15 protein-coding genes and 1 pseudogene are annotated in these 20,764 nt (G+C 63.6%); 10 read left to right on the top strand and 6 right to left on the bottom strand.

Annotated features, from left to right (window positions below):
* Nucleotides 1-17 precede the first annotated feature (17 nt).
* The 4 genes from FJW03_RS07995 (at nucleotide 18) to FJW03_RS08010 (ending at nucleotide 4,089) form a co-directional block, all read left to right on the top strand.
* A complete protein-coding gene (locus FJW03_RS07995) occupies nucleotides 18-1,205 on the top strand; it encodes an MlaE family ABC transporter permease (RefSeq protein WP_140759997.1) in 1,188 nt (395 codons plus the stop codon).
* A gap of 1 nt (nucleotide 1,206) precedes the next feature.
* Nucleotides 1,207-2,016, top strand: a complete 810-nt coding sequence (locus FJW03_RS08000; protein ID WP_140759999.1) for an ABC transporter ATP-binding protein — start codon at nucleotides 1,207-1,209, stop codon at nucleotides 2,014-2,016.
* Between the two features lie 14 nt (nucleotides 2,017-2,030).
* Nucleotides 2,031-3,404, top strand: a complete 1,374-nt coding sequence (locus FJW03_RS08005; RefSeq protein ID WP_140612417.1) for an MCE family protein — start codon at nucleotides 2,031-2,033, stop codon at nucleotides 3,402-3,404.
* An 88-nt stretch (nucleotides 3,405-3,492) separates the two neighbouring features.
* On the top strand, nucleotides 3,493-4,089 hold the full coding sequence (locus FJW03_RS08010; protein ID WP_140612419.1) for an ABC-type transport auxiliary lipoprotein family protein: 597 nt from the start codon (nucleotides 3,493-3,495) through the stop codon (nucleotides 4,087-4,089).
* A 261-nt stretch (nucleotides 4,090-4,350) separates the two neighbouring features.
* Here FJW03_RS08010 and FJW03_RS08020 read toward each other — a convergent pair whose 3' ends face one another.
* Nucleotides 4,351-10,947, bottom strand: a complete 6,597-nt coding sequence (locus tag FJW03_RS08020) for a kinesin (RefSeq protein WP_140760001.1) — start codon at nucleotides 10,945-10,947, stop codon at nucleotides 4,351-4,353.
* Between the two features lie 272 nt (nucleotides 10,948-11,219).
* Between FJW03_RS08020 and FJW03_RS08025 the strand changes: the two genes are divergently transcribed.
* From FJW03_RS08025 to FJW03_RS08035, 3 genes are all read left to right on the top strand, one after another.
* Entirely contained in the window at nucleotides 11,220-11,588 is a 369-nt protein-coding gene (locus FJW03_RS08025) for an Hpt domain-containing protein (RefSeq protein WP_140760004.1), read from the top strand.
* A 99-nt stretch (nucleotides 11,589-11,687) separates the two neighbouring features.
* On the top strand, nucleotides 11,688-12,008 hold the full coding sequence (locus FJW03_RS08030) for a 2Fe-2S iron-sulfur cluster-binding protein (protein WP_010909663.1): 321 nt from the start codon (nucleotides 11,688-11,690) through the stop codon (nucleotides 12,006-12,008).
* Between the two features lie 82 nt (nucleotides 12,009-12,090).
* Nucleotides 12,091-13,122 (top strand): NAD(P)/FAD-dependent oxidoreductase, encoded by a 1,032-nt coding sequence (locus tag FJW03_RS08035; protein ID WP_140760006.1) that lies wholly within the window; start codon nucleotides 12,091-12,093, stop codon nucleotides 13,120-13,122.
* A gap of 90 nt (nucleotides 13,123-13,212) precedes the next feature.
* Here FJW03_RS08035 and FJW03_RS08040 read toward each other — a convergent pair.
* Both FJW03_RS08040 and FJW03_RS08045 read right to left on the bottom strand, forming a co-directional pair.
* A pseudogene (locus FJW03_RS08040) lies at nucleotides 13,213-14,617 on the bottom strand (MDR family MFS transporter).
* 289 nt (nucleotides 14,618-14,906) lie between these two features.
* The gene (locus FJW03_RS08045; RefSeq protein ID WP_181173110.1) at nucleotides 14,907-15,530 is read right to left on the bottom strand and encodes a DUF922 domain-containing Zn-dependent protease; all 624 of its coding nucleotides are present in this window, start codon (nucleotides 15,528-15,530) and stop codon (nucleotides 14,907-14,909) included.
* Nucleotides 15,531-15,629: 99 nt separating this feature from the next.
* On the opposite strand from FJW03_RS08045, the gene folP reads away from it, so the two are divergent.
* The 3 genes from folP (at nucleotide 15,630) to folK (ending at nucleotide 17,443) form a co-directional block, all read left to right on the top strand.
* On the top strand, nucleotides 15,630-16,490 hold the full coding sequence (folP, locus tag FJW03_RS08050; protein ID WP_140760009.1) for a dihydropteroate synthase: 861 nt from the start codon (nucleotides 15,630-15,632) through the stop codon (nucleotides 16,488-16,490).
* Between the two features lie 97 nt (nucleotides 16,491-16,587).
* Nucleotides 16,588-16,947 carry a dihydroneopterin aldolase gene (folB, locus tag FJW03_RS08055; RefSeq protein WP_140612433.1) on the top strand — a complete coding sequence of 120 codons (360 nt, stop codon included), beginning with the start codon at nucleotides 16,588-16,590 and terminating at the stop codon, nucleotides 16,945-16,947.
* A complete protein-coding gene (gene folK / locus FJW03_RS08060) occupies nucleotides 16,931-17,443 on the top strand; it encodes a 2-amino-4-hydroxy-6-hydroxymethyldihydropteridine diphosphokinase (RefSeq protein WP_140760012.1) in 513 nt (170 codons plus the stop codon). The genes folB and folK overlap by 17 nt, the downstream gene beginning before the upstream one ends.
* A 6-nt stretch (nucleotides 17,444-17,449) precedes the next feature.
* Here the strand turns inward: folK and FJW03_RS08065 are convergent, their stop codons facing one another.
* The 3 genes from FJW03_RS08065 to FJW03_RS08075 form a co-directional block, all read right to left on the bottom strand.
* Nucleotides 17,450-17,995 carry a DUF924 family protein gene (locus tag FJW03_RS08065; protein ID WP_140760014.1) on the bottom strand — a complete coding sequence of 182 codons (546 nt, stop codon included), beginning with the start codon at nucleotides 17,993-17,995 and terminating at the stop codon, nucleotides 17,450-17,452.
* Between the two features lie 14 nt (nucleotides 17,996-18,009).
* Nucleotides 18,010-19,845 (bottom strand): monovalent cation:proton antiporter-2 (CPA2) family protein, encoded by a 1,836-nt coding sequence (locus FJW03_RS08070; RefSeq protein ID WP_140760016.1) that lies wholly within the window; start codon nucleotides 19,843-19,845, stop codon nucleotides 18,010-18,012.
* A gap of 321 nt (nucleotides 19,846-20,166) precedes the next feature.
* Nucleotides 20,167-20,718 (bottom strand): hypothetical protein, encoded by a 552-nt coding sequence (locus FJW03_RS08075; RefSeq protein ID WP_140760018.1) that lies wholly within the window; start codon nucleotides 20,716-20,718, stop codon nucleotides 20,167-20,169.
* Between the last annotated feature and the right edge of the window lie 46 nt (nucleotides 20,719-20,764).

Raw genomic sequence — 20,764 nt, forward strand, 5'->3', positions numbered from 1 at the left:
AGGCTAAACAGGACGCCATGTTGACGATCGGCAAGCGCGACGCAAGCGGTACGACCGCCTCGGAGGCTCACCACGACCCACGCGTGGCGGTCGGCGAGGAGGGCGACGTTCTCGGTTGCGCGTTCTCCGGAACCTGGACGACGCGGACCGTTGCGCTGATCGACGCCGACATGCGCAAGATCGAGAAGCGAAGCGGTTTCAAGATATTGGCCCTTGATCTTTCGAAAATCGAGAAGATCGATACCGCCGGCGCCTGGTTGATCGACCGGCTGGTCAGCGTCTTCGAGAAGAAGAACGTCGAGGTCCGGATGCAGGGCCAAAGCGAGATCGCTTCGATCCTGCTCGACGCGGTGGGCGAAGCCGTGCGCCGCGAGCCCGAATCGGGGCCGGCGCGGCCGCCGAACGTCATCATTCGTGCCCTGGAGGCGGTTGGCCGGCGCGTCTATGAGATGCGCGACGATTTCCTCGCCTCGATGAACATATTGGGCGCCACCATCCGCGGCGCGCAGATGAAGCTCGGCCGCGGCCATGCCGTCAACCCGGCGGCGATCTTCAACCAGATCGATCGCATGGGCGTCGGCGCCATTCCGGTGGTGGTGCTGATGTCGGCGATCGTCGGTGCCATCGTTGCCCAGCAAGGCGCCTATCAGCTCCGCTATTTCGGCGCCGATATCTTCGTCGTCGACCTCGTCGGCGTGCTGATCCTGCGCGAACTCGGCGTGCTGATGACGGCAATCATGATAGCCGGCCGCTCCGGCAGCGCGATCACCGCCGAGATCGGCTCGATGAAGATGCGCGAGGAGGTCGACGCGCTGAAGGTCATCGGTCTCAATCCGATCGGCGTCCTGGTCTTTCCGCGCCTGGTTGCGCTGGTGATCGCCTTGCCGTGCCTGACGATCATCGCCAATTTCGCCGCACTCGGCGGCGGCATCGTCGCGGCCTGGCTCTATTCCGACATTCCGCCGGCCGCTTTCCTCGACAGGCTGCGCGTCGCCATCGATCTCAGCACCATCTTTGCCGGGCTGATCAAGGCCCCGTTCATGGCGATGATCATCGGCACCATCGCTTCCGTCGAAGGTATGAAGGTCGGCGGCAGCGCCGAGTCGCTCGGCCAGCACGTGACCGCCTCGGTGGTGAAGTCGATCTTCGTAGTCATCATCCTCGACGGGCTTTTCGCCATGTTCTACGCAGCGATCGAGTTCTAAGATGGCGAAGGGCAATGGGGTGACGACGCAGGAGCAGGACGAGAGCGAAATCGTGCTCTCGGTGCGCGACGTCACCGTTGCCATCGAGGACAAGCTGATCCTCGACAAGCTGTCGCTCGACATCAGACGCGGCGAGATCCTGGGTTTTGTCGGTGCGTCGGGCGCCGGCAAATCCGTTCTGTTGCGAACCATTCTCGGGTTGATGCCCAAGCAGTCTGGAACGATCCGGCTGTTCGGGGTCGATGTCGACAAGGCAAGCGACATCGAGCGGCTGCGCATCGACATGCGCCTTGGCGTGCTGTTCCAGCATGGCGCCCTGTTTTCGGCGCTGACCGTGCTGGAGAACGTGCAGGTGCCGATGCGCGAATATCTCGATCTGCCGAAGAAGCTGATGGACGAGCTGGCGCTGCTCAAGATCGAGTTGGTTGGACTGCCGCCGGATGCGGCGCAGAAATTCCCCTCCGAACTCTCCGGCGGCATGATCAAACGCGCCGCGCTTGCGCGCGCCCTGGCGCTCGATCCGGACATCGTCTTTCTCGACGAGCCGACGTCCGGCCTCGACCCGATCAGCGCGGCCGAGTTCGACGAACTCGTCGTCAAGCTGCGCGACACCATGGATCTGACCGTCTATATGGTCACGCACGACTTGGACACCCTGTTCACCGCTTGCGATCACGTGGCGGTACTCGGCAAGAAAAAGGTGCTGGTCGAGGGCACAATCGACGACATGCTGAAGAGCGAGGAGCCGTGGGTAAAATCCTATTTCCGCGGAAAACGCGCCCGGCAACTTGATCTTGCCACGCGTGCATAGCCATAAGTGAAGCAATGGAAACCAGAGCCAACTACGTCATTGTCGGCATTTTCACGCTGGTTGCGATCCTGGCGGCGTTCGGCTTCGTCTATTGGACAGCCGCGATCGGCGACAGGGGCGAGACGGCCCTGCTGCGCGTGCGCATCCCGGGCTCGGCTTCCGGCCTCGGCCGCGGCAGCTTCGTGCTGTTCAACGGCGTCAAGGTCGGTGACGTCAAGCGTGTCTATATCGACGTCGACAATCCGACTGTCGCCATTGCCGACACCGAGATCGATCGGCTGACGCCGATCACCAAGTCGACGCAGGCCGATATCGGCCTTGCCGGTCTTACCGGGCAGGCCAATATCGAACTCAAGGGCGCCGATCCCAAGGAAGTGAAGCTGCTCGACCAGGCGGAAAAGGAAGGCAAGGTCGCCGAGATCATCGCCAACCCGTCGGCCGTGACCAATCTGCTGCAGACCGCGCAGAACATCTTCAACCGCGCCGACAAGGTGCTGAGCGAACTCGAGGGCTTCACCAAGGATGTCCGTGGACCGCTGACGCAGACCGTGCACAACGTGCAGACCTTCTCCGATGCGCTGGCCAGGAATTCCGACGGCATCGACAAGTTCCTGTCCAGCGTCAGCGCGCTCTCCGACGAGTTGAAGGGTGTGTCCGGCAAACTCGACGGCACGTTGAAGGCGGCGGAAGGACTGCTCAATGCCGTCGACAAGGACAAGATCAAGAGCATCGTGGCCAATGTCGATACCGTGACCGCGAACCTCAAGGAAACGTCACGGCAGCTCGACGGCGTCATCAGGAATGTCGATACCGCGGTCGGGTCGGTCAATGATTTCGCCAAGCAGACGCAAGGCACGCTGGCCAAGGTCGACGGGGTGCTCGACGGCATCGACCCGGCGCAGGTGCGTACGGCTCTGGCCAACATCCAGAAGGCCAGCGAAAGCGCCAACAAGGCCGCCGCCGATATCGCCGTCGTGACCAACAAGTTCGCCAACCGCGCCGACGATATCAACCAGACCATCAAGGACGCCAAGCAGCTTGCGCAACGGCTCAACGATGCTTCGGTGCGCGTCGACGGCATCCTCGCCAGGGTCGACACCTTGCTCGGATCGGGCCAGGCCGATGGCGTGATGGCCGATGCCAGGGCGACGCTGAAATCATTCAAGCAGGTTGCCGATACGCTGAATGCGCGGCTTGGGACCATCACCGACAATCTGGCGCGCTTCTCGGGCCAGGGACTTTCGAATGTCGAGGCGCTGGTGCAGGACAGCCGCCGTTCGATCGGCCGCATCGAGGAGGCGGTGACAGATCTCAGCCGCAATCCGCAGCGCATTCTCTCGGGTGGCGAAGGTGAGGTTCGGCAGTTCGACGGCAGGGCGCGGCGTTGACTTCGGCGTCTGCTCGCCTCAGAAACAATCATTGCGGATGTAGGTTATTTTTGAGGTCGATAAATAACGGGGATGGCAGGGGGCGTGCGTGAAGTCGATTGTGTCCAGATCGGGCGTGGCATTGCTTGCCTTGGCCCTCGCCAGCTGCGCGGCTCTGCCGGGCGGCGGACCCGCGCCACTCGACACGTTTGAGCTGTCGGCACCTTCGGTCGAGGCACATGGCCACAGCCGTCGCCAGATCCTGATCGCCCAGCCTTCGGCGCTCAAGGCGCTGGACAGCCAGAACATCGTCATCAAGCCCTCCGACCGCTCGATCCAGTATCTGAAGGGCGCGCAATGGGCTGACCGCCTGCCCCTGATCGTGCAGGCGCGGTTGGCCGAGACGTTTCAGCGCTCGGGCAGTTTTGCCGGCGTCGGCAAGCCGGGCGAGGGGCTGGCGATCGATTACCAGGTGATTGTCGAGATCCGATCCTTCGAAGTTCGCGTCGAGGGCGGCGAACATGCCGAGGTTGACCTGTTCGTGCGCATCCTCAACGACCGCAATGGCGAGGTGCGCGCTTCCAAGAGCTTCACCGCGACCGCACCCGTTTCGGGGCGCGGCAATCCCGCCTATGTCAGTGCGCTCGACAGCGCGTTCGGCGATGCCGCCAGGCAAATCGTTCGCTGGACCGATTCGGTGATCTGAGCGCCAGGGGCGGCGACGCTTTCTGGCTGCCTGCGCTCGAAGACATCAGGCCGCAGCTTTCCAGCCTTCATCAGGTGCTGCAGGGGGTATAGGTCGGGGACAGCGCATCGTCGAGCGGCGGGTGGTCGACGCCACAATAATCCGCAAGCTTTTTTGCTCGGCGTCCTGGCCAAGCCAAATCCCCGATCGGCATCCCAGCCGCGATCAGGCGAGGCCAAGGCCCCGCCTGTTCAATTCCCGGTTAAATGCAAGCGTCCCGGTTTAATGCAAGCGACCGCTGGCGTGGGCCAGCATGGTGTAGACCTTACCGGTGTCCGAGGTCAGATAGGTCTGCGCCATGATGTTGTCGCGATCGTTGCGCGAGACATCCTTGAGCAGCTTCTCGAAGTCGTCGCAGTAGCGGTCGACGGCGGCGCGGAATTCGGCCTCGGCCTGATATTTGCGGCGAATCTCGTCGAATGTCTGCTGACCCTTCAGCGTGTAGAGCCGGCGGGTGAAGACGTCACGCTCGCCGCGCCGATAGCGGTTCCACAACTCGATCGAGGCATCGTGGTCGATGGCTCGCGCGATGTCGACGGAGAGCGAGTTCAGCGATTCCACGACGTGCAGCGGCGAGCGCTGGGCAGGGGCTGCACGCGGTGCTTCCGCGGGCGCCGCCGGTGCCGTGGGCCTGAGGTCTGCGTCGTTCGATGCCGCGGTCAGAAGATCGCGCACCCAGCCGCCCTGCGGCGTCCGGGCACTGGCGTCGGAGCGCGGGCGCGGTGGCGCTTCGGCCGGACGATCGAGATCGAGCGTGCCGCGCAGCGCCGTGCCATCCAGCGGCGCCTGCGGCGCACGAAGTTCCGGCTGCGGTGCAGGGGCACGACGCGGCGGTTCGGCGGCGCGTGGCGCCGGCGCTTGCGGCACCGGGCGCAGGCCGCGCGGCTCCGAGGCGTCGCCACCGCGACCGGACTTCGCAACGATGTCCGAAAGCTCCTTCAAGGCGTTGATCTGCTCCGAGACGGCGCGGCGGATGGCAGAGGTCGATTCCTTTGCCTCTTCCGGCATCTCGATGACGCCCTTCTTGAGTTCGGCGCGGGTGAGGTCGAGTTCGCTCTTGATCGAGCCGGCGGTGCGACGCATCTCCTCGGTCGCATCGGCGAAGCGCTTGGTGGCCGAATCGACGACATCGGTGATGGCGTTGCGGATCTTGTCTGCGGACTCCAGCGTCTTGCCCTCGGCGTTCTGCAACGTCTGACCGACGAGGTTTTCGAAGGAGCGCATGACCCTTTCGAGGTCCTCCGACTTCTTGACCAGGCCGACGGCGAGCTCTTCGAGCGACGACTGCCTTTCCAGCGTGTGCTCGAGGTTGCTCTGGGCCGAGCTCAGGAGGTCCGAGGCGCTGACCAGCAGGCGGCTGTGCTCGTCGAACTTGGTGGCGATCGATGCCACTTCGCGCAAGGTCGACGACGACAGCTCTGTCAGTCTCGTGGTGTTGGAATCAACCAGGCGCGCCGAGCTGGCAAAGGTCTGAGCCGCCTTTTCGGTGGTGGCCGCGAAGCTTTGCGTGCTGCCGGTCAGGCGTTCGTCGACCTGGCTGAGGTTGACCGCGGCCTGCTCGATCAACTGACCGAGCTGCGAACTGGACTTTGTCATGCGGCCGATGAGGTCGGCGACGCTGTCGGACAGCGACGAGCGGGCGCCTTCGACCGCCGACAAGGTCTCGGCGGTGCGGCTGGCGAGCGCGTTGACAAGAGCTGCATTCTCGCTGCGCAGCTTCTCGGCGGCGCGTTCGGTGACCTCTTCCATGCTCTTTTGCAGTTCGGAGCCGCCCTGGGCGAAGCGCTCGACCAACGGCCGTGCGGTCTCATCGAGGATCTTCGACATTTCGGCCGACCGCGCCGCGAGCATAGAGTTGAGCTCGCGGGTATTGGCGCCGATCGTCTTGGCGGCGTCGTTGGTGCTTTGGCCGATATGCTGGCCTACCGCGGTAAAGGTCTCCGCGATCACATTGGCGCGCGAAACAAGCTGTGCCTCGGCGGTCGAAACCTGCTCATTGAGCTTTTGGCCGATCGTTTCCGTGGTGTTGGCGAGCCGGTTCTCGACCCCGGCGATCTGCTCCTCGACACGAGCGGCCGCGGCCGCCGCGCTCGATGCCAGACGCTCGTCTGCGCCGGCAAGCGCCTGCTCGATCTCGCGGGCATGCACGGCCAGTTCCTGGCCGGTCTGGCGCGCACGGTCGGCGACTCTCTGCTCGGTGCTGGCGAAAGCACCGACGATGGTCTGCGCATGCTCGCCGATCGTCGAAGAGCTGTCGGCGATGCGCGAAACCAGACGCTGGTCGGCCTCGTCGAAGATACGGCCGATTTCCGACGCACGGTTGGACAGCGCGTCCGATCCTTCCGCGATGCGCGCGACCAATTGCTGGTCGGCGGCGTCAAAAATACGGCCGAGATCGGATGCTCGGGCGGCGAGCGCCTCGGCCGATTCGCCGATACGCATGCCGAGCCTCTGGTCGGCGCTTTCGAAGTTGCGCAGGATGTCGCCGGCGCGGGCGGCCAGCGACTGTGCCGTCTCGACGGCACGGGCAACCAGCTTCTGGTCGGCGTCGTCAAACGTACCGGCGATCTCGCCCGCGCGGGCAGACAGATGATCGGCGGTTTCCTGGGCCCGGGCAGCAAGCTGATCCGCGGTTTCCCGGGCGCGCGCGGCGAGCTTCTGGTCCGCCGCGTCGAAGGTGCCGGCGATTTCGCTTACACGGGCGTTTAGCTGATCGGCGGTTTGCTGGGTGCGCGCGGCGAGCCTCTGGTCCGCCCTGTCGAAGGTGCCGGCGATTTCGCTGGCACGGGCAGCCAGCTGATCGGCGGTTTCGTAGGCACGGGCCAGCAGTGAGCTGGAGGTATCGTCGGCACGGGCAAGCAAGGCGTTCGACGTATCTTCCGCACGGGCGTGGAGGCGGCGATCGGCCTCCTCGAAGGTACGGGCAATGTCTTCGGCCCGCGCCAACAGGGCCGCGGACGTCTGTTCGGCGCGCTCGGCGATCTTGCGGTCCGCGTCGCTGAAGGCCGCGCCGGCCTGCTCATGCAGCGCGCTAGTGACTTCCAGGACCTTTTCACGCAATGCGCCGGCAACGAAGACCGCGCTCCTCTCGAGCACGCCGCGAACATTGTCGACACCGGTCGAGAGCGCGCGCTCCATGGTCCCGGCGCGTTCCTCGATGATACCGGTCTGGCGGCTGAACGCCTGCTCGATCTTGTCCACATCGGCTGCGATAGCGGCCGAAATGTCGGTGCTCCTGGCAGCGATCTGGTCGATATGGCCGGACAGGGAGCGATCGACATCCTTGCGGGTCTCGGCGAGCTTGCCGAGATCGTCTTCCAGAGCGCGGCTCAGCATGTTGCGGCCTTCAGCCAGCTTGCCGACATGGCCGGAGATGATGTCATCGATGTCGCTGCGGCTTTCGGTCAGCTTCTGCAGATCGGCTTCGAGCGCGCGTTTGAGAATGTCGCGACCTTCGGCCAGCTTCTCCACCTGACCTGCGACCAGGCCGTCGATGCTGGAGCGGCTTTCGGCCAGTTTGGCCAGATCGGCTTCGAGGGCGCGCGTGAGAATGTCGCGGCCTTCGGCCAGCTTCTCCACCTGGCCGGCGACCAGACCGTCGATACTCGAACGGCTTTCAGCCAGCTTGGCAAGATCGTCCTCGAGCGCCCTCGACAGGGTCGAACGATCCTGGACGAGCCTGTCCGCGTGGCTGTTTACCAAGCCGCTGACGCTTTCAAGGTCGGCTTCGAGAGCCCGGGCGAACTGTGCGCGGTCATCCACCAGTTTCTGCGACTGATCGGCAACGGTGCCCCTGATCGTCTCGAGATCGGCCTCAAGCGCACGCTTGAGGATGTTGCGGCCTTCGGCCAGCTTCTCAACCTGGCCCGAAACCAGCCCATCAATACTCGAGCGGCTCTCGGCCAGTTTGGCGAGATCGTCTTCCAATGCCCTGGAAAGTGTCGATCGGTCCTGTGCAAGCCTTTCGGCATGGCCCTGGACAAGGCTGTTGACGCCTTCGAGATCAGCCTCGAGGGCCCGGGCGAACTGGGCGCGGTCATCGACCAGCCTCTGCGACTGGTCGGCAACGGTGTTCTTGATCGTGTTGAGGTCGGCTTCCAGCGCCCGCCGCAGGATGTCGCGGCCTTCGGCCAGCTTCTCGACCTGGCCGGCGACCAGCCCGTCGATGCTGGAACGGCTCTCGGCCAGTTTGGCGAGGTCGTCCTCGAGAGCCTTCGACAGGGTCGAACGATCCTGAACCAGCCTGTTCATGTGGTCGGCGATGACGCTGTTCACATTCTGCAGGTCGGCTTCCAGGATCCGCGAAAGCTGCCCGCGATCCTCCGCCAGTTTTTCCGACTGGCTGGATATGACGCCCTGAATGGTGTTGAGGTCCGATTCCAGCGCGCGCTTGAGAATGTCGCGGCCCTCGGCCAGCTTCTCGACCTGACCGGCGACGAGGCCGTCGATGCTGGAGCGGCTTTCGGCCAGTTTGGCAAGGTCGGCTTCGAGCGTCTGCGACAGCAGGCTGCGGTCGCTGGCGAGCCTTCCCGAATGATCATCGATCAGGGTCCTGATGCCCGAGAGGTCGTTCTCGAGCGAACGGCCAAGCTGGCTGCGGTCTTCCGCCAGCATTGCCGAGTGGGTCTCGATCAGGCTCTTGATGCCGACAATGTCGTTTTCGAGCGCCTTGGCGAGCACGGCGCGGCCCTCGGCGATCTTCTCGACCTGGCCGGCAACCAGTCCGTCGATGCTGGCGCGGCTTTCGGATAGTTTGCCGAGATCTGCTTCCAGGGCGCGCGCCAGGATGTTGCGGCCCTCGGCCAGCTTGCCGACATGTCCGGCGACCATTTCGTCAATGATCGTACGAGCTTGCACAAGCTTCCCGGAGTCTTCGTTGAGAGCCAGCGAGAGCCGGTTGCGGCCTTCTTCCAGCCTTTCGAGATGACTGCCGAGCGAGGCATCGATGGCAGCACGCGATTCGTTGACCTTGCGCAGGTCCTCTTCGAGGGCACGCGCGATCAGGTTGCGGCCTTCGGCCAGCTTCTGCACCTGGTTGGTCACCGCCGCATCGATGCCTTCGCGGCCTTCGGCGAATTTCGCCAGATCCGCCTCCATCGCGGCCGCCATGCGCTCGCGGCTTTCGGACAGTTTGCGGCTGTGGTTTTCGACGGCTTCCTCGATGCCGGCGCGGGCATCGGCGAGCCGCTGGATATCGGCGTCGAAGGAACGCGAGACGACGTGACGCGCGGCTTCCATGCGCCCGGCGAAATCGCTGGCGCGGGCCTCCAGCATGCTCGATGTCGAGGTGACGATGTCGGCCATGTCGGCGCCGATCTGGGTCTTGCCCTGATCGATCATCGCGGCCAGCGCGTCCTTGCTCTCGGCGAAGGTGTGGGCAATTTCACGGGCGCGTTCGACCAGCGTCTCGTTGATCTGGCGCGCGCGGGCCTCGAGCGCCGCGTTGAGTTTCTGCGTGCCGGTGTCCAGCGCCTCGGCGCGGGTCTGGAATTCGCTGATCAATGCCTGGCCGCGTTCGGCGAGCGTGCGCTCGATGCTGTTGAGGCTGGCCTCGAATTCCGAATTGAGGGTACGCGCGGCGCCGCCGAGCAGCGACACCATGCCGGTGGTGCGATCGTCGAGCAGATCGGTCAACGACCGGGTCAGGCCGTCCGTCGTATCCGTCAGCTTGGCAATGCGCGTGTCGAGCAGGCTGGCGAAAGCCTCGCCGGAGGTCGACAGCCGGTCGGTGATGGTATCAAGCCGGCCTTCCACCGAATCGAAGATCGACAGCGAGCTTTCATTGATGCGGTCGATCAGCGTGTCGCCGGAATTGGTGATCGTCATCGACAGCTTGGTCGACGCGTTGAGGATGCTGTCGCGAATGATGTCGCTGGCGGCACCGATTTCGTCTTTGAGCGTCTCATGCGCGCCGGCGATCGAGGCGCGGACGCGCTCGGCATGGGTGACGACCGCCTCGCGCTCGCTGCCGAGCCCGTCGACGAGCGAACGGATCCGGTTCTCGTTTTCCGTATAGGAGCGTTCGATCTGGTTGACTTCGCTGTGGACCAGGGTCTCCAGCTCCACCGCGCGGGCAAGCGTGCGTTCGATGCCTTCGCCCATGGCCGCCACCTCGCGGCGAACGGCCTGGCCGATCATCATGACGCGATCCTGCGCCATGTTTTCCGGCTCGGTCAGGCGGAAGGCCACTTCCGTCATCGACTGGGCGGCGATGCGCATGTCCTGGGCACGGCGAATCATCGCCGCGAAGGCCCAGAACAGGATGACCGGCACGATCGCCGCGACCGCAAGACCAATCAGCTCGGGACGGGCAAAGAACTGGTCAAGCGTGCGGATATGCCAGATGCCCGGTCCGAAAAGCAGGTTGGCCAGCCCGGCGGCGCCCGCGATCCAGGCGAGCGAAACAAAGGCAATGACCCAATAGACGGTGTTGGAGGCACGCCTGTTCAGGCTGTGCAGGAGCGTCTTGTAGTCCTTCTGGCGATCGTCATTGGCAGGCGCGAAGCCCGCCGCGGGCTGGCCGCCGTTGCGTGTTTCCACAGGGCGCAGTTCGGTAGGCTTGGGCGTGGGCTGGGTTTTGGACGGGGGCTGAGCGGCCTCGGCCTGATTGGCGGCGGGAGCCGGCTTCTGGTTGCGCCCCTCGCGGGCCAGCTCGTCGGCGGCTTGGGATATCTGCGCTTCCAGATCTTCCATCGAAGCCGCGATATCGAGGTCGCCGCTGCCAAGATCACCGCTGAGGTCGAAATCGAGTGCCTCTTCGAGCTCCCTGGCCACATCGCTGTCGAGAGTTCTGGTCGTTGTCGTTGGTTTCTTCGCCATGCCTTCGCTACCCTGTACTAGCTGCCGCGGGCTTATAATTCTATTTGTGGTACCCCCGCGCAGGAGGCTGAAAATGGACCCTCGTATCGTAATGACACAGGGGGGTAAAGAAAACATGCATTCGGCGGGATACGTAAAACTTTAAATATAAGGTTAACGGAACCGTGATTTGGGCGCCGCTTTCGCAACATTTTTCCGGGCCATTCGTTAACCCGTTATCCATTGGATTCGCCTAGTTTTTCAGGCGGCCGAAGAAAACGGAGTTCGAGTTCATGCGTAGCGAAAGCGGCATTGCCTTCTCAATGCCCGGGGGCGACGTATCGGGAACGGGGCGGTCCAGGCCGGTCGATTTGGCACACCTTGCCCGGCAGACGATGGGTGACCGCAGCCTGGAGCAGGAAGTGCTGGCGCTGTTTGTACAGCAGGCGCAGTCGGTGCGCGACAAAATAGTCGATGCCGACCTCAAGGACCGGCTTCTGCTGGCTCACGGATTGAAAGGGTCGGCTCGCGGTGTCGGCGCCTTCGCCATCGCCGATTGCGCCACCGAGATCGAGCGTCGGCCTGATGACGGCCAGACACTGAAGCGGCTTGGCACGCTGATCGACGAAGTGCGCGATTTCATCGCCGCCATCAGTCGCTGATCCAGTTTGCGGAAAAACGTCACCGAGCGGCGCTTTCGCGCGGCAGTTGACTTGTCTGCCAGAGTGATTATCTCGGCGGAAACTCCCTTCAGGTGACAAATGACCAAGCTGACCTTCATCGCCCATGACGGCACACAGTTCGACGTGGACGCCGAAAACGGCTCGACGGTCATGGAAAACGCCATCCGCAACGCCGTGCCGGGGATCGAGGCGGAGTGCGGCGGCGCCTGTGCCTGCGCAACCTGCCATGTCTATGTCGATGAGGCATGGACGGCGGAAGTCGGCGAGCCGGAAGCGATGGAAGAGGACATGCTGGACTTTGCCTATGACGTCCAGCCGAACTCGCGGCTGTCCTGCCAGATCAAGGTGCGCGACGCACTCGACGGCCTGGTGGTGCGGGTACCGGAGCGACAGGGCTGAACAGCCGATTTTTCCTGCTGCCGCTTGGCAGCAGGCCGGCGGTCATGCAGTCTCGCGCCAATCCAGCAGCGAGGCACACCGCATGACCGGCATCATCAAGACAGACGTCCTCATTGTCGGGGCAGGGCCGGTCGGCCTGTTTGCCGTGTTCGAACTCGGCCTGTTGGACCTGAAGTGCCACCTGATCGACATTCTCGACAAGCCCGGCGGCCAGTGCGCGGAACTCTATCCGGAGAAGCCGATCTACGACATTCCCGGCTGGCCTTCGATCTCGGCACAGGGGCTGGTCGAGAAACTCCTCGAGCAGATCCAACCGTTCAAGCCTGACTTCACCTACAACCGCATGGTTTCCAGCCTCGAGACGCTGGAAGACGGCGGCTTTCGCGTCACCACCGACGAGAACGAGGTGTTCGAGGCCAAGGTGGTGGTGATCGCCGCCGGCGGCGGCTCGTTTCAGCCCAAACGCCCGCCGATTCCCGGCGTCGAAGCGTATGAAGGGAAAAGCGTCTTCTATTCGGTGCGACGGATGGAGGATTTTCGCGGCCACGACCTTGTCATTGTTGGCGGTGGCGATTCGGCACTCGACTGGACGCTCAACCTTCAGCCGGTGGCCAAAAGCGTGACGTTGGTGCATCGCAGGCCCGAGTTCCGCGCGGCGCCCGACAGCGTCAACAAGATGTATGCGATGCAGGAGATGAAGCAGCTGGAATTCAGGGTCGGCCAGGTGACCGGGCTCGCCGGCGCCGACGGCCAGCTGTCATCGGCGACAATCAAAGGTGGTCCAGACGGCGACATCGAGGTGCCTTGCACGCGCATGCTGCCTTTCTTCGGCCTGACGATGAAGCTCGGGCCGATCGCTGAATGGGGGCTCAACCTCCACGAGAATCTGATCCCGGTCGATACCGAGAAGTTCCAGACCTCGGTGCCCGGGATCTTCGCCGTCGGTGACATCAACTGGTATCCGGGCAAGCTGAAGCTGATCTTGTCGGGATTCCACGAGGTTGCGCTGATGGCGCAGGCGGCCAAACGCATCGTCAACCCGGGGGAGCGGATCGTGTTCCAGTACACGACCTCGTCCACCAGCCTGCAGAAGAAGCTCGGCGTTTCCGGCTAGAGCATTGATGCAATTCCGGACGGAAAACCGCGTCACACGTTCCTGGGAATTGCTTTACGGCGAAAAACCACCAAGCCCTTTTCTGCCACTCTACTCCGCCAGGATCGGCGCCGGAGTGTCGACATGACCGCGAAGCTCTTTCTCGGGCATCAGCGCCAGTGTGATGAGCCCCAGCACCAACGTGGCGGCCGCGACAAGAAAGATCATCACGAAGGGCTGGACCGATGCGGCATGTCCGGCCATCTGCACGCCTTCGCCGGCCAGCGGCAGCCCAAAGCCCAGAGCGACGGCGCCGAGCATTGCGACACCCAATGCACTGCCCAGCGAACGCAGGAAGGTCAGCACGCCCGTCGCGACGCCAAGATGCATGTGGTCGACGCCGTTCTGCACGGAGACCGTGGTCACCGGAAAAGTCGTCCCGGTTCCCAATCCCGCAGATGGTCAGGATTTCGACAACAAGCAGCGATGCATGGCCGGCGACAAGGGCGAGCAAGCCAAGGCACAGAATGGCGAAGAAGACGCCGACCATCGCGATGCGCTTGTAATGGACAAAGCGTGGTATCAGGCGACCGCTGGAGGCTGCGCCGCCCACGGTTCCAAGCAGAAGGCCAAGCATCGCAATGCCCGATTCGCTGGCCGTCAGGCCAAGCATCGATTGCAGATAGACGGGCAGATAGACGGCAAGGCCGACGCTGGAGGCCTGCAGCAGGAACATCGACAGAGTGCCGGCAAGGACGATAGGGTTGCCCAGCACCTCGAGCGAGATGAGTGGTTCGGCCGCCCGCATCAGCCGCAGGGCAAAGGCTACCCAGAAAACAGCGGAGCAGCCCAGAACGCCAATGACCTCAGGCGATATCCAGGGATAGGCGCTGCCGCCCCAGTTAAGCGCCAGCAGCAGCAGTGCCGTGGCCACGATGAGAAGCAATGCGCCAAGACCATCGATGCTGTGATTCTTGGCGGCGATCGGCAGCTTCCTGAGCGGCTTGTTGATGATCGCCATCGCCAAAATACCAAGCGGGATATTGATCCAGAAGATGAGCGACCAGTGCAGATGTTCCGCGAAGGTGCCGCCCAGCAGCGGCCCGGCGACGCTGGCGACGGCCCAGGTGCCTGAGAACCACGCCGCATAGCGCGCCCGCTCGCGCGGCGGGACAAGGTCTCCGACCACGGTCTGCGTCAGCGCGAAAAGGCCGCCGCCGCCGGCACCCTGGACCGCGCGTCCCAGGACCAGCACGAACATGTTGGGAGCCAGTGCACTGACCAGCGATCCGGCAAGAAAGATGAGGATCGCCGCATAGACGGTCGGCCGGCGCCCATAGACGTCGGAAATCTTGCCGTAGAGCGGCGCCACGGCGGTTGCGGTCAAGAGGTAGCCGGTGACGACCCATGGCAGGTATTCGGCATGTCCGAGAGAGCGCCCGATGGTCGGCATTGCCGGCGCGACGATGGTCTGGTCGAGCGCTGCCAGCAGCATCGACAGGAGAACGCCGCCGATGATGGCGTTCTTCTCGCTTTCGGTCAGCGGTGTGGCTGCAGCCGCCATGGTCTGCTTGTCGACAGCCTGATCCATAGTCCTTTGTCCATGCGCGCTGTTGGGATCACCGCTTGGGCTTGCCTGATGCATCCGCCGCGCGATCGGTCCTGGTGCTCGTGCTTCGAGGGTTGTGCCCTGTCAACCCGTGATATGTCGTTCCCTATAGGCCGATTTCGACGGCCACTCGAAAATTTTTCGAAGCTGGCACTACGCTTCGGCTCGGTTGGCTTGCACCGGCGTGCAGAGGAATTCACGCCGGTGGCGGCAGCTGGCCGTTCTTGATGCGCTCGACGCGATAATGCAGGAGCCGCAGGATGCGGCTTTCGAAATTGACGCTTTCGACGCGATCGAACTGCACCTGGGCGCGGTCGTGCTTGATGAGAATGGCGGCGGTGATTTCGGCGGCCTTGGCCTTCGCCGTATCGCAATCCTTCTGCGGATAGGTCGCCTTCAGCGCGTCTTCCAGTTCGCGGGCATGGTTCTTGGCGATCTCGACATGGCGCTCCTCATGGCGCTTGATGTCCGCGGCCAGCGTATCCCAGAACAACCGCACATCGGCATCGGCCTTGCGTGGGCGGCGCCATTCGGGGAGGATCACCTTGACCTTGATGGTCACCACCGCGTCCGCGATCCGGCAGGAGCCGGCACGCGTGGCGTAGCTGATGCGAGTGGTGAAGGCCATCCGGGTCGCACCAGGATGGCGCAAGCCCGTGCTTTTGACCTGCGGCCCATGTTTGGAAAGCTGCGCCTCGACATCGTCGAGGGTGCTGCCGCCAACGGAAAAATAGCTGTATGTCTTCACCAGATTGGCCGCGCCCGCCGGAATGGCGGTCACGGCAAGCAGCAATGCGCAGAGCAGGGATCGTTTCATCATGTTGCCTCTTCGGTCACCTTGCTTTACGGCCGTTGCCGGCGCAACGGAATTGACCCGATGCGGATCGCACATCCTTGATAGGCCCATGGTTGACGAGCAATGACGGCGAGGCGATGGCAACTGGCCCATGGACGCCATCTCGATCTTGGCCGCAAGGCCGTGGTCGTCGGTATCCTCAACGTCACCCCCGACAGTTTTTCCGACGGTGGCCTGTTTGATACACCCGAAACGGCGCTGGGCCAGGCCCGTCGCATGGTCGGGGAAGGGGCCGGGATCATCGATGTCGGCGGAGAATCGACGCGCCCCGGTTTCGCCGCGATATCGGCCAGCGAGGAACAGGCGCGTATCCTGCCCGTGATCGAGGCTTTGGCGCTCTCCGGCGAGGTGCTGATTTCGGTCGACACCTATCGTGCAGAAACCGCGCGGCTTGCGGTGGTCGCCGGCGCGCATATCGTCAACGATGTCTGGGGTCTGCAGCGCGAGCCCGACATTGCGCGTGTCGCGGCCGAAACCGGCGCCGGGCTGATTATCATGCATACCGGGCGGGATCGCGAGAAGCTGCCCGACGTGATCGCCGACCAGTTTGTATTCCTGGAAAAATCACTGGAGATCGCCCGCGAGGACGGTGTGGCCGACGACCATATCGTGCTCGATCCCGGCTTTGGCTTCGCCAAGGAGACGGCCGAGGAAAACCTCGACCTGATGGCGCGGTTCTCCGAACTCCACGCGCTCGGCTTGCCGTTGATGGTCGGCACCTCGCGAAAACGCTTCATCGGCACCGTCACCGGCCGCGATGCAGCCGACCGCGCTGTCGGGACGGCGGCGACCAGCGTCATTCTCAGGCTCAAGGGCGCGCATCTGTTTCGCGTCCATGATGTCGCAATCAACGTGGACGCGCTGGCGGTGGCGGATGCTATGCTGGCGCGTGACACCGCCGCATCGGCCCGAAAATCGGAATAGATTTGCGGCAAGCACGATGCGTAGATTCAAAAGTGTTAGAGCGTACTTGTGCCTCCAGGTGGACGCACCTCGCCCTAACAGACCAGGACGCTGAGCCATGTATGTCATCCGCCTGAAGAACTGCGCTTTCTTTGCCCGGCATGGCGTGCTGGACGAGGAAGAGACGCTCGGCCAGCGTTTCTATGTCGACGCGGTGCTCTCGGTCGAACCCGGGCGCGCGCTTGTCGACGACGCCATCGGCGAAACGGTCAATTACGGCATCGCCTTCGCGGTGATCGAGAAGATCATCACCGGTGAGCGGCGTTTTCTGATCGAGGCCCTGGCAATGGAGGTGGCAAAGGCGCTGACCGAGCGGTTTCCCCAGATCAGGAAGGCCGAAATCACCGTGCGCAAGCCAAACGCGCCGGTGCCCGGCGTGCTCGATTACGTCGAGGTGACCGTTGTCTGGCCCGAGTAACACCGTCTACCTCAGCCTTGGCGGCAATCTGGGGGACCCGGCGGCCTCGATGGCCGCGGCGCTGCGTATTCTCGACGCCGATGCGGAGACGCGCGTCACCGCCGTCTCCTCGCTCTACCGCACGCCGCCCTGGGGCAAGCTCGACCAGCCGGATTTTCTCAACGCGGCCGCCGAACTGTCGACGCGGCTCTCGCCGCGGGCGTTGCTGGATCTCTGTCTCGATGCCGAGCGCAGACTGAAGCGCGTGCGCGAAGAGCGCTGGGGGCCCCGGCTGATCGATATCGACATTCTGGTGTTCGGCGACCGCGTCATCCACGAAACCGGGCTGGAAGTGCCGCATCCGCGCATGCTGGAGCGCGCCTTCGTGCTGGCGCCGCTGGTCGAGATCGCGCCGGATCTTGCCGTGGGTGGGCGAGGTGTGTCGGAGCGCCTGGACGCCGTCGACGCGGCCGGCATCGAGCGGTTGCCATCCGGCCGTGACTGGTGGCTGCGGTAGCAGGCGTCAGCCTGAGAAACCGCCTTTGTCCAGGAATGCCTTTTCCTCTGCCGTGGTTTCGCGGCCAAGTATCCTGTTGCGGTGCGGAAAGCGGCCGAAGCGCTGGATGATGTCGCGGTGCTCTTCGGCGTATTTGAGATTGTCCGGCGCATTGGCCCGGGTGAGTTCCACCGACCTCTTCTGATCGGCGAGCAGTTCCGAATGTTCGAACGGCAGGTAGAGGAACACGCGGAACTCCGGTTCGAGCAGCCGATCCTGGCCGGCAATGACAGCTTTTTCAGCGAAATGCCTTGCCAGCGGGTCGGTGGCGTACATGTGGCCGGTGCCGCGAAAGCAATTGCGCGGAAACTGGTCGAGCAGGATCATCAGGGCCAGCGAGCCTTCGGCGTGATTTGACCAGTTATCGCACTCCCGCCGGGCGGCTGCATAGTGCAGGTCGAGAAACTGGTCGCGAAACGCGGTGTCGAAGGCGTCGCTCTTCTCGAACCAGGCATCCTCGCCGGCATCACGCCAGAATTTGGTGACCGACAGGGCTCTGCCATCCAATTCCATGCTTGTTTCCCTGTTCAATCGGCGGTTTCGGATTTGTGCAGAACGCCCGCCGTCTCTTCATTGAGGGCCTGGCCGGTGCGGCGCGGCTGGGTGAGGGGGGTGGGAATGGGCGTGCCGATATTGCCTCTCAGGAAACGTTGTCCGGCGCGAATGCCTTCGGCGAGCTGGGTTTCGAAACGGGCGGCGTCGCGGCGCCTGACGTCTTCGATCGTATCCGCGACCTCTTCGGGATCGACACCAAGCGACTCCAGGGCCGAGCCGCCGAAAACCAGTGCCGATTCGAAAGTCTCGCGCAGCTGGTAGTCGACGCCGACGCGGATGAGCTGCAGCGCGGTGCCCCGATCGAAGGCTCGGGCTAGGACGGTCAGCAAAGGAAACTCGGCCTTGACGAGTTCCGCGATGCGGACAGCGGCATCGGGTTTGTCTACGCAGATGAGCACGGCACGTGCCCGGCCGGCACCGGCGGCATGCAGGATGTCCAGCCGGGTGCCGTCGCCATAATAGACCTTGAAGCCGAAATCGGCTGCCGCCTGGATCATCTCCACGTCATTGTCGATGATCGATACGTCGATACCGCGCAGCAGCAGCGGCTGGCTGGCGATCTGGCCGAAACGGCCAAAGCCGATGACCAGCACGCTGCCGGTCAGGCCGTCGGCGACATCGACTCCGTCGAGTGACTGCTCGTCGCGCGGGGTGACGTACCGCAATGCGATGATCGCCAGGGGTGTAAGTACCATGGAGATAATGACGATCGCCGTCAGGGTAGCGTTGGCCTGGCTGTCGATGATGCCGACGGCAGCGGCGGCGGAATAGAGGACGAAGGCGAATTCGCCGCCCTGCGCCATAAAGACCGCGCGTTCGAGCGCTTCACGATGGCCTGTTCTGAGGATGCGGGCGACGATGTAGATGCCGAGAGCCTTCATCACCATGTAGGCGACGACATAGACGGCGATGAGCTTCCAGTTCGCCGCCACCACATGCAGGTCCAGCGACATGCCGACCGCAAGGAAGAAAAGGCCGAGCAGGATGCCGCGGAACGGCTCGATGTCGGCTTCGAGCTGATGGCGGAAGGTCGATTCGGACAGAAGAACGCCAGCCAGGAACGCGCCCATCGCCATCGATAGGCCGCTGAGCTGCATGGCAAGTGCCGATCCGAGCACGACCAGAAGTGCCGCGGCCGTCATCACCTCACGGGCACGGGCATCCGCCAGGATGCGGAAGAAAGGGTTGAGCAGATAGCGTCCGGCCAGCACAAGCCCGACAATCGCCGCAAGGCCGATGCCGACCTCGGTCAGCCGCTCCGACAGGCTGGTGTCGGCACCGCCGGGCGCCAGGAAGGCGATCAGGGCCAGCAGTGGCACGATGGTCAGATCTTCCAGAAGCAGGATGGAGACAATACGCTGGCCTTTCGGCGAGGCGATTTCGCCGCGCTCCTCGAGAAGCTGCATGACGATCGCCGTCGAGGTCAGCACGAAACCGGCGCCGGCGACGAAGGATTGCGAGACTGGAAAACCACCAGCCATTCCCACGCTGGTCAACAAGACGGCGCAGACCCCGACCTGAAGCGCACCGAGGCCGAAAATCTCGCGGCGCAGGCCCCACAGGCGCGACGGCTGCATTTCCAGTCCGATGATGAACAGGAACATGACGACGCCGAGTTCCGCGACATGGAGAATGGCACCGGACTCGGAAAAGATACGCAGGCCGAACGGGCCGATCACCACACCGGCTGCGAGATAGCCGAGAATGGAACCGAGGCCCATGCGCTTGAAGATGGGAACGGCGACGACACCCGCGGCGAGCAGCGCCACCACCTGAACCAGATCGCCGCCCGATGCCTCTGCCGCCATACCTGTCGTTCCGTTCGTTGGGACCGCAACACGTGCGGTCGGGACCAAGGCGCCAAGGCTGGTCGCCAGGGCAAAGAATAGGGGCTTCGGCGGGGATCGAACAGCCCGAATCCGGAGGGCTGGCGAGGTTGCAGCCGCGTTCCACAAGTTGAGGCGGACGCCGCGTTGCATCTTGCCGCAATCGGAGGTCGACGCCTGCAAGGCCTATGACGAGGTGACTGCAGCGATCAAGGGCTGACGCCCGGTTCGACTGTTGTGAAAGGCGGTAGTGATGGGCTGCCGCCTCCTTGTTTTGGCTATTGAGTAAGGCGCGATAAGCGCTCAGTTCGGCGCGATTGAGCCGACTTCGACGGCGTCGACGCGCTTCAGGCTCATGCCGATGACCGGCACCAACTGGTCCTGGACGCGGACCGCAACCGTCACGGTCATCGAATTATCGTCGGGAATGCGGGCCTGCATCACGCCGCGAAGCTGGTTGCGGTTGATGGTGAAGACCACCTTGCGGGAATCGACGACATTACCGCCGATGATGTCGAGGCCAGCACCGGCAGAACCGCCCATGAAGGAGCCCTTGTAATCGCGGCCCTTGCGCTCGATCTTGGCTGACATCGGCTGTGTGAACATGCCGACCCGGCAACCGCCATCGAGTGTCATGCCCATCTTGCCGTCGGGCGTGGAACCGGTGAAGCTGCAGTTGAATTTGGTGCCCTTGTACTTGCCGGCGACGATCTCGCCCGGGCCGACCCACTTGCCTTCTGCCGACTGGAAGAACTGCTTGTCCGGTTCCGCGGCGGAAGCCGCCGAGGCAATGCCGACGACTGCTGTGATCGCGGCCGCCAGGGGCAGGACGCTGGACAGAATTACGCTTTTCATCGACGATACCCGGCAACAACGAGGCTGTTTGAAACCAGTCCGACCA

The organism is Mesorhizobium sp. B4-1-4 (genome assembly GCF_006439395.2).
GTDB lineage: Bacteria > Pseudomonadota > Alphaproteobacteria > Rhizobiales > Rhizobiaceae > Mesorhizobium.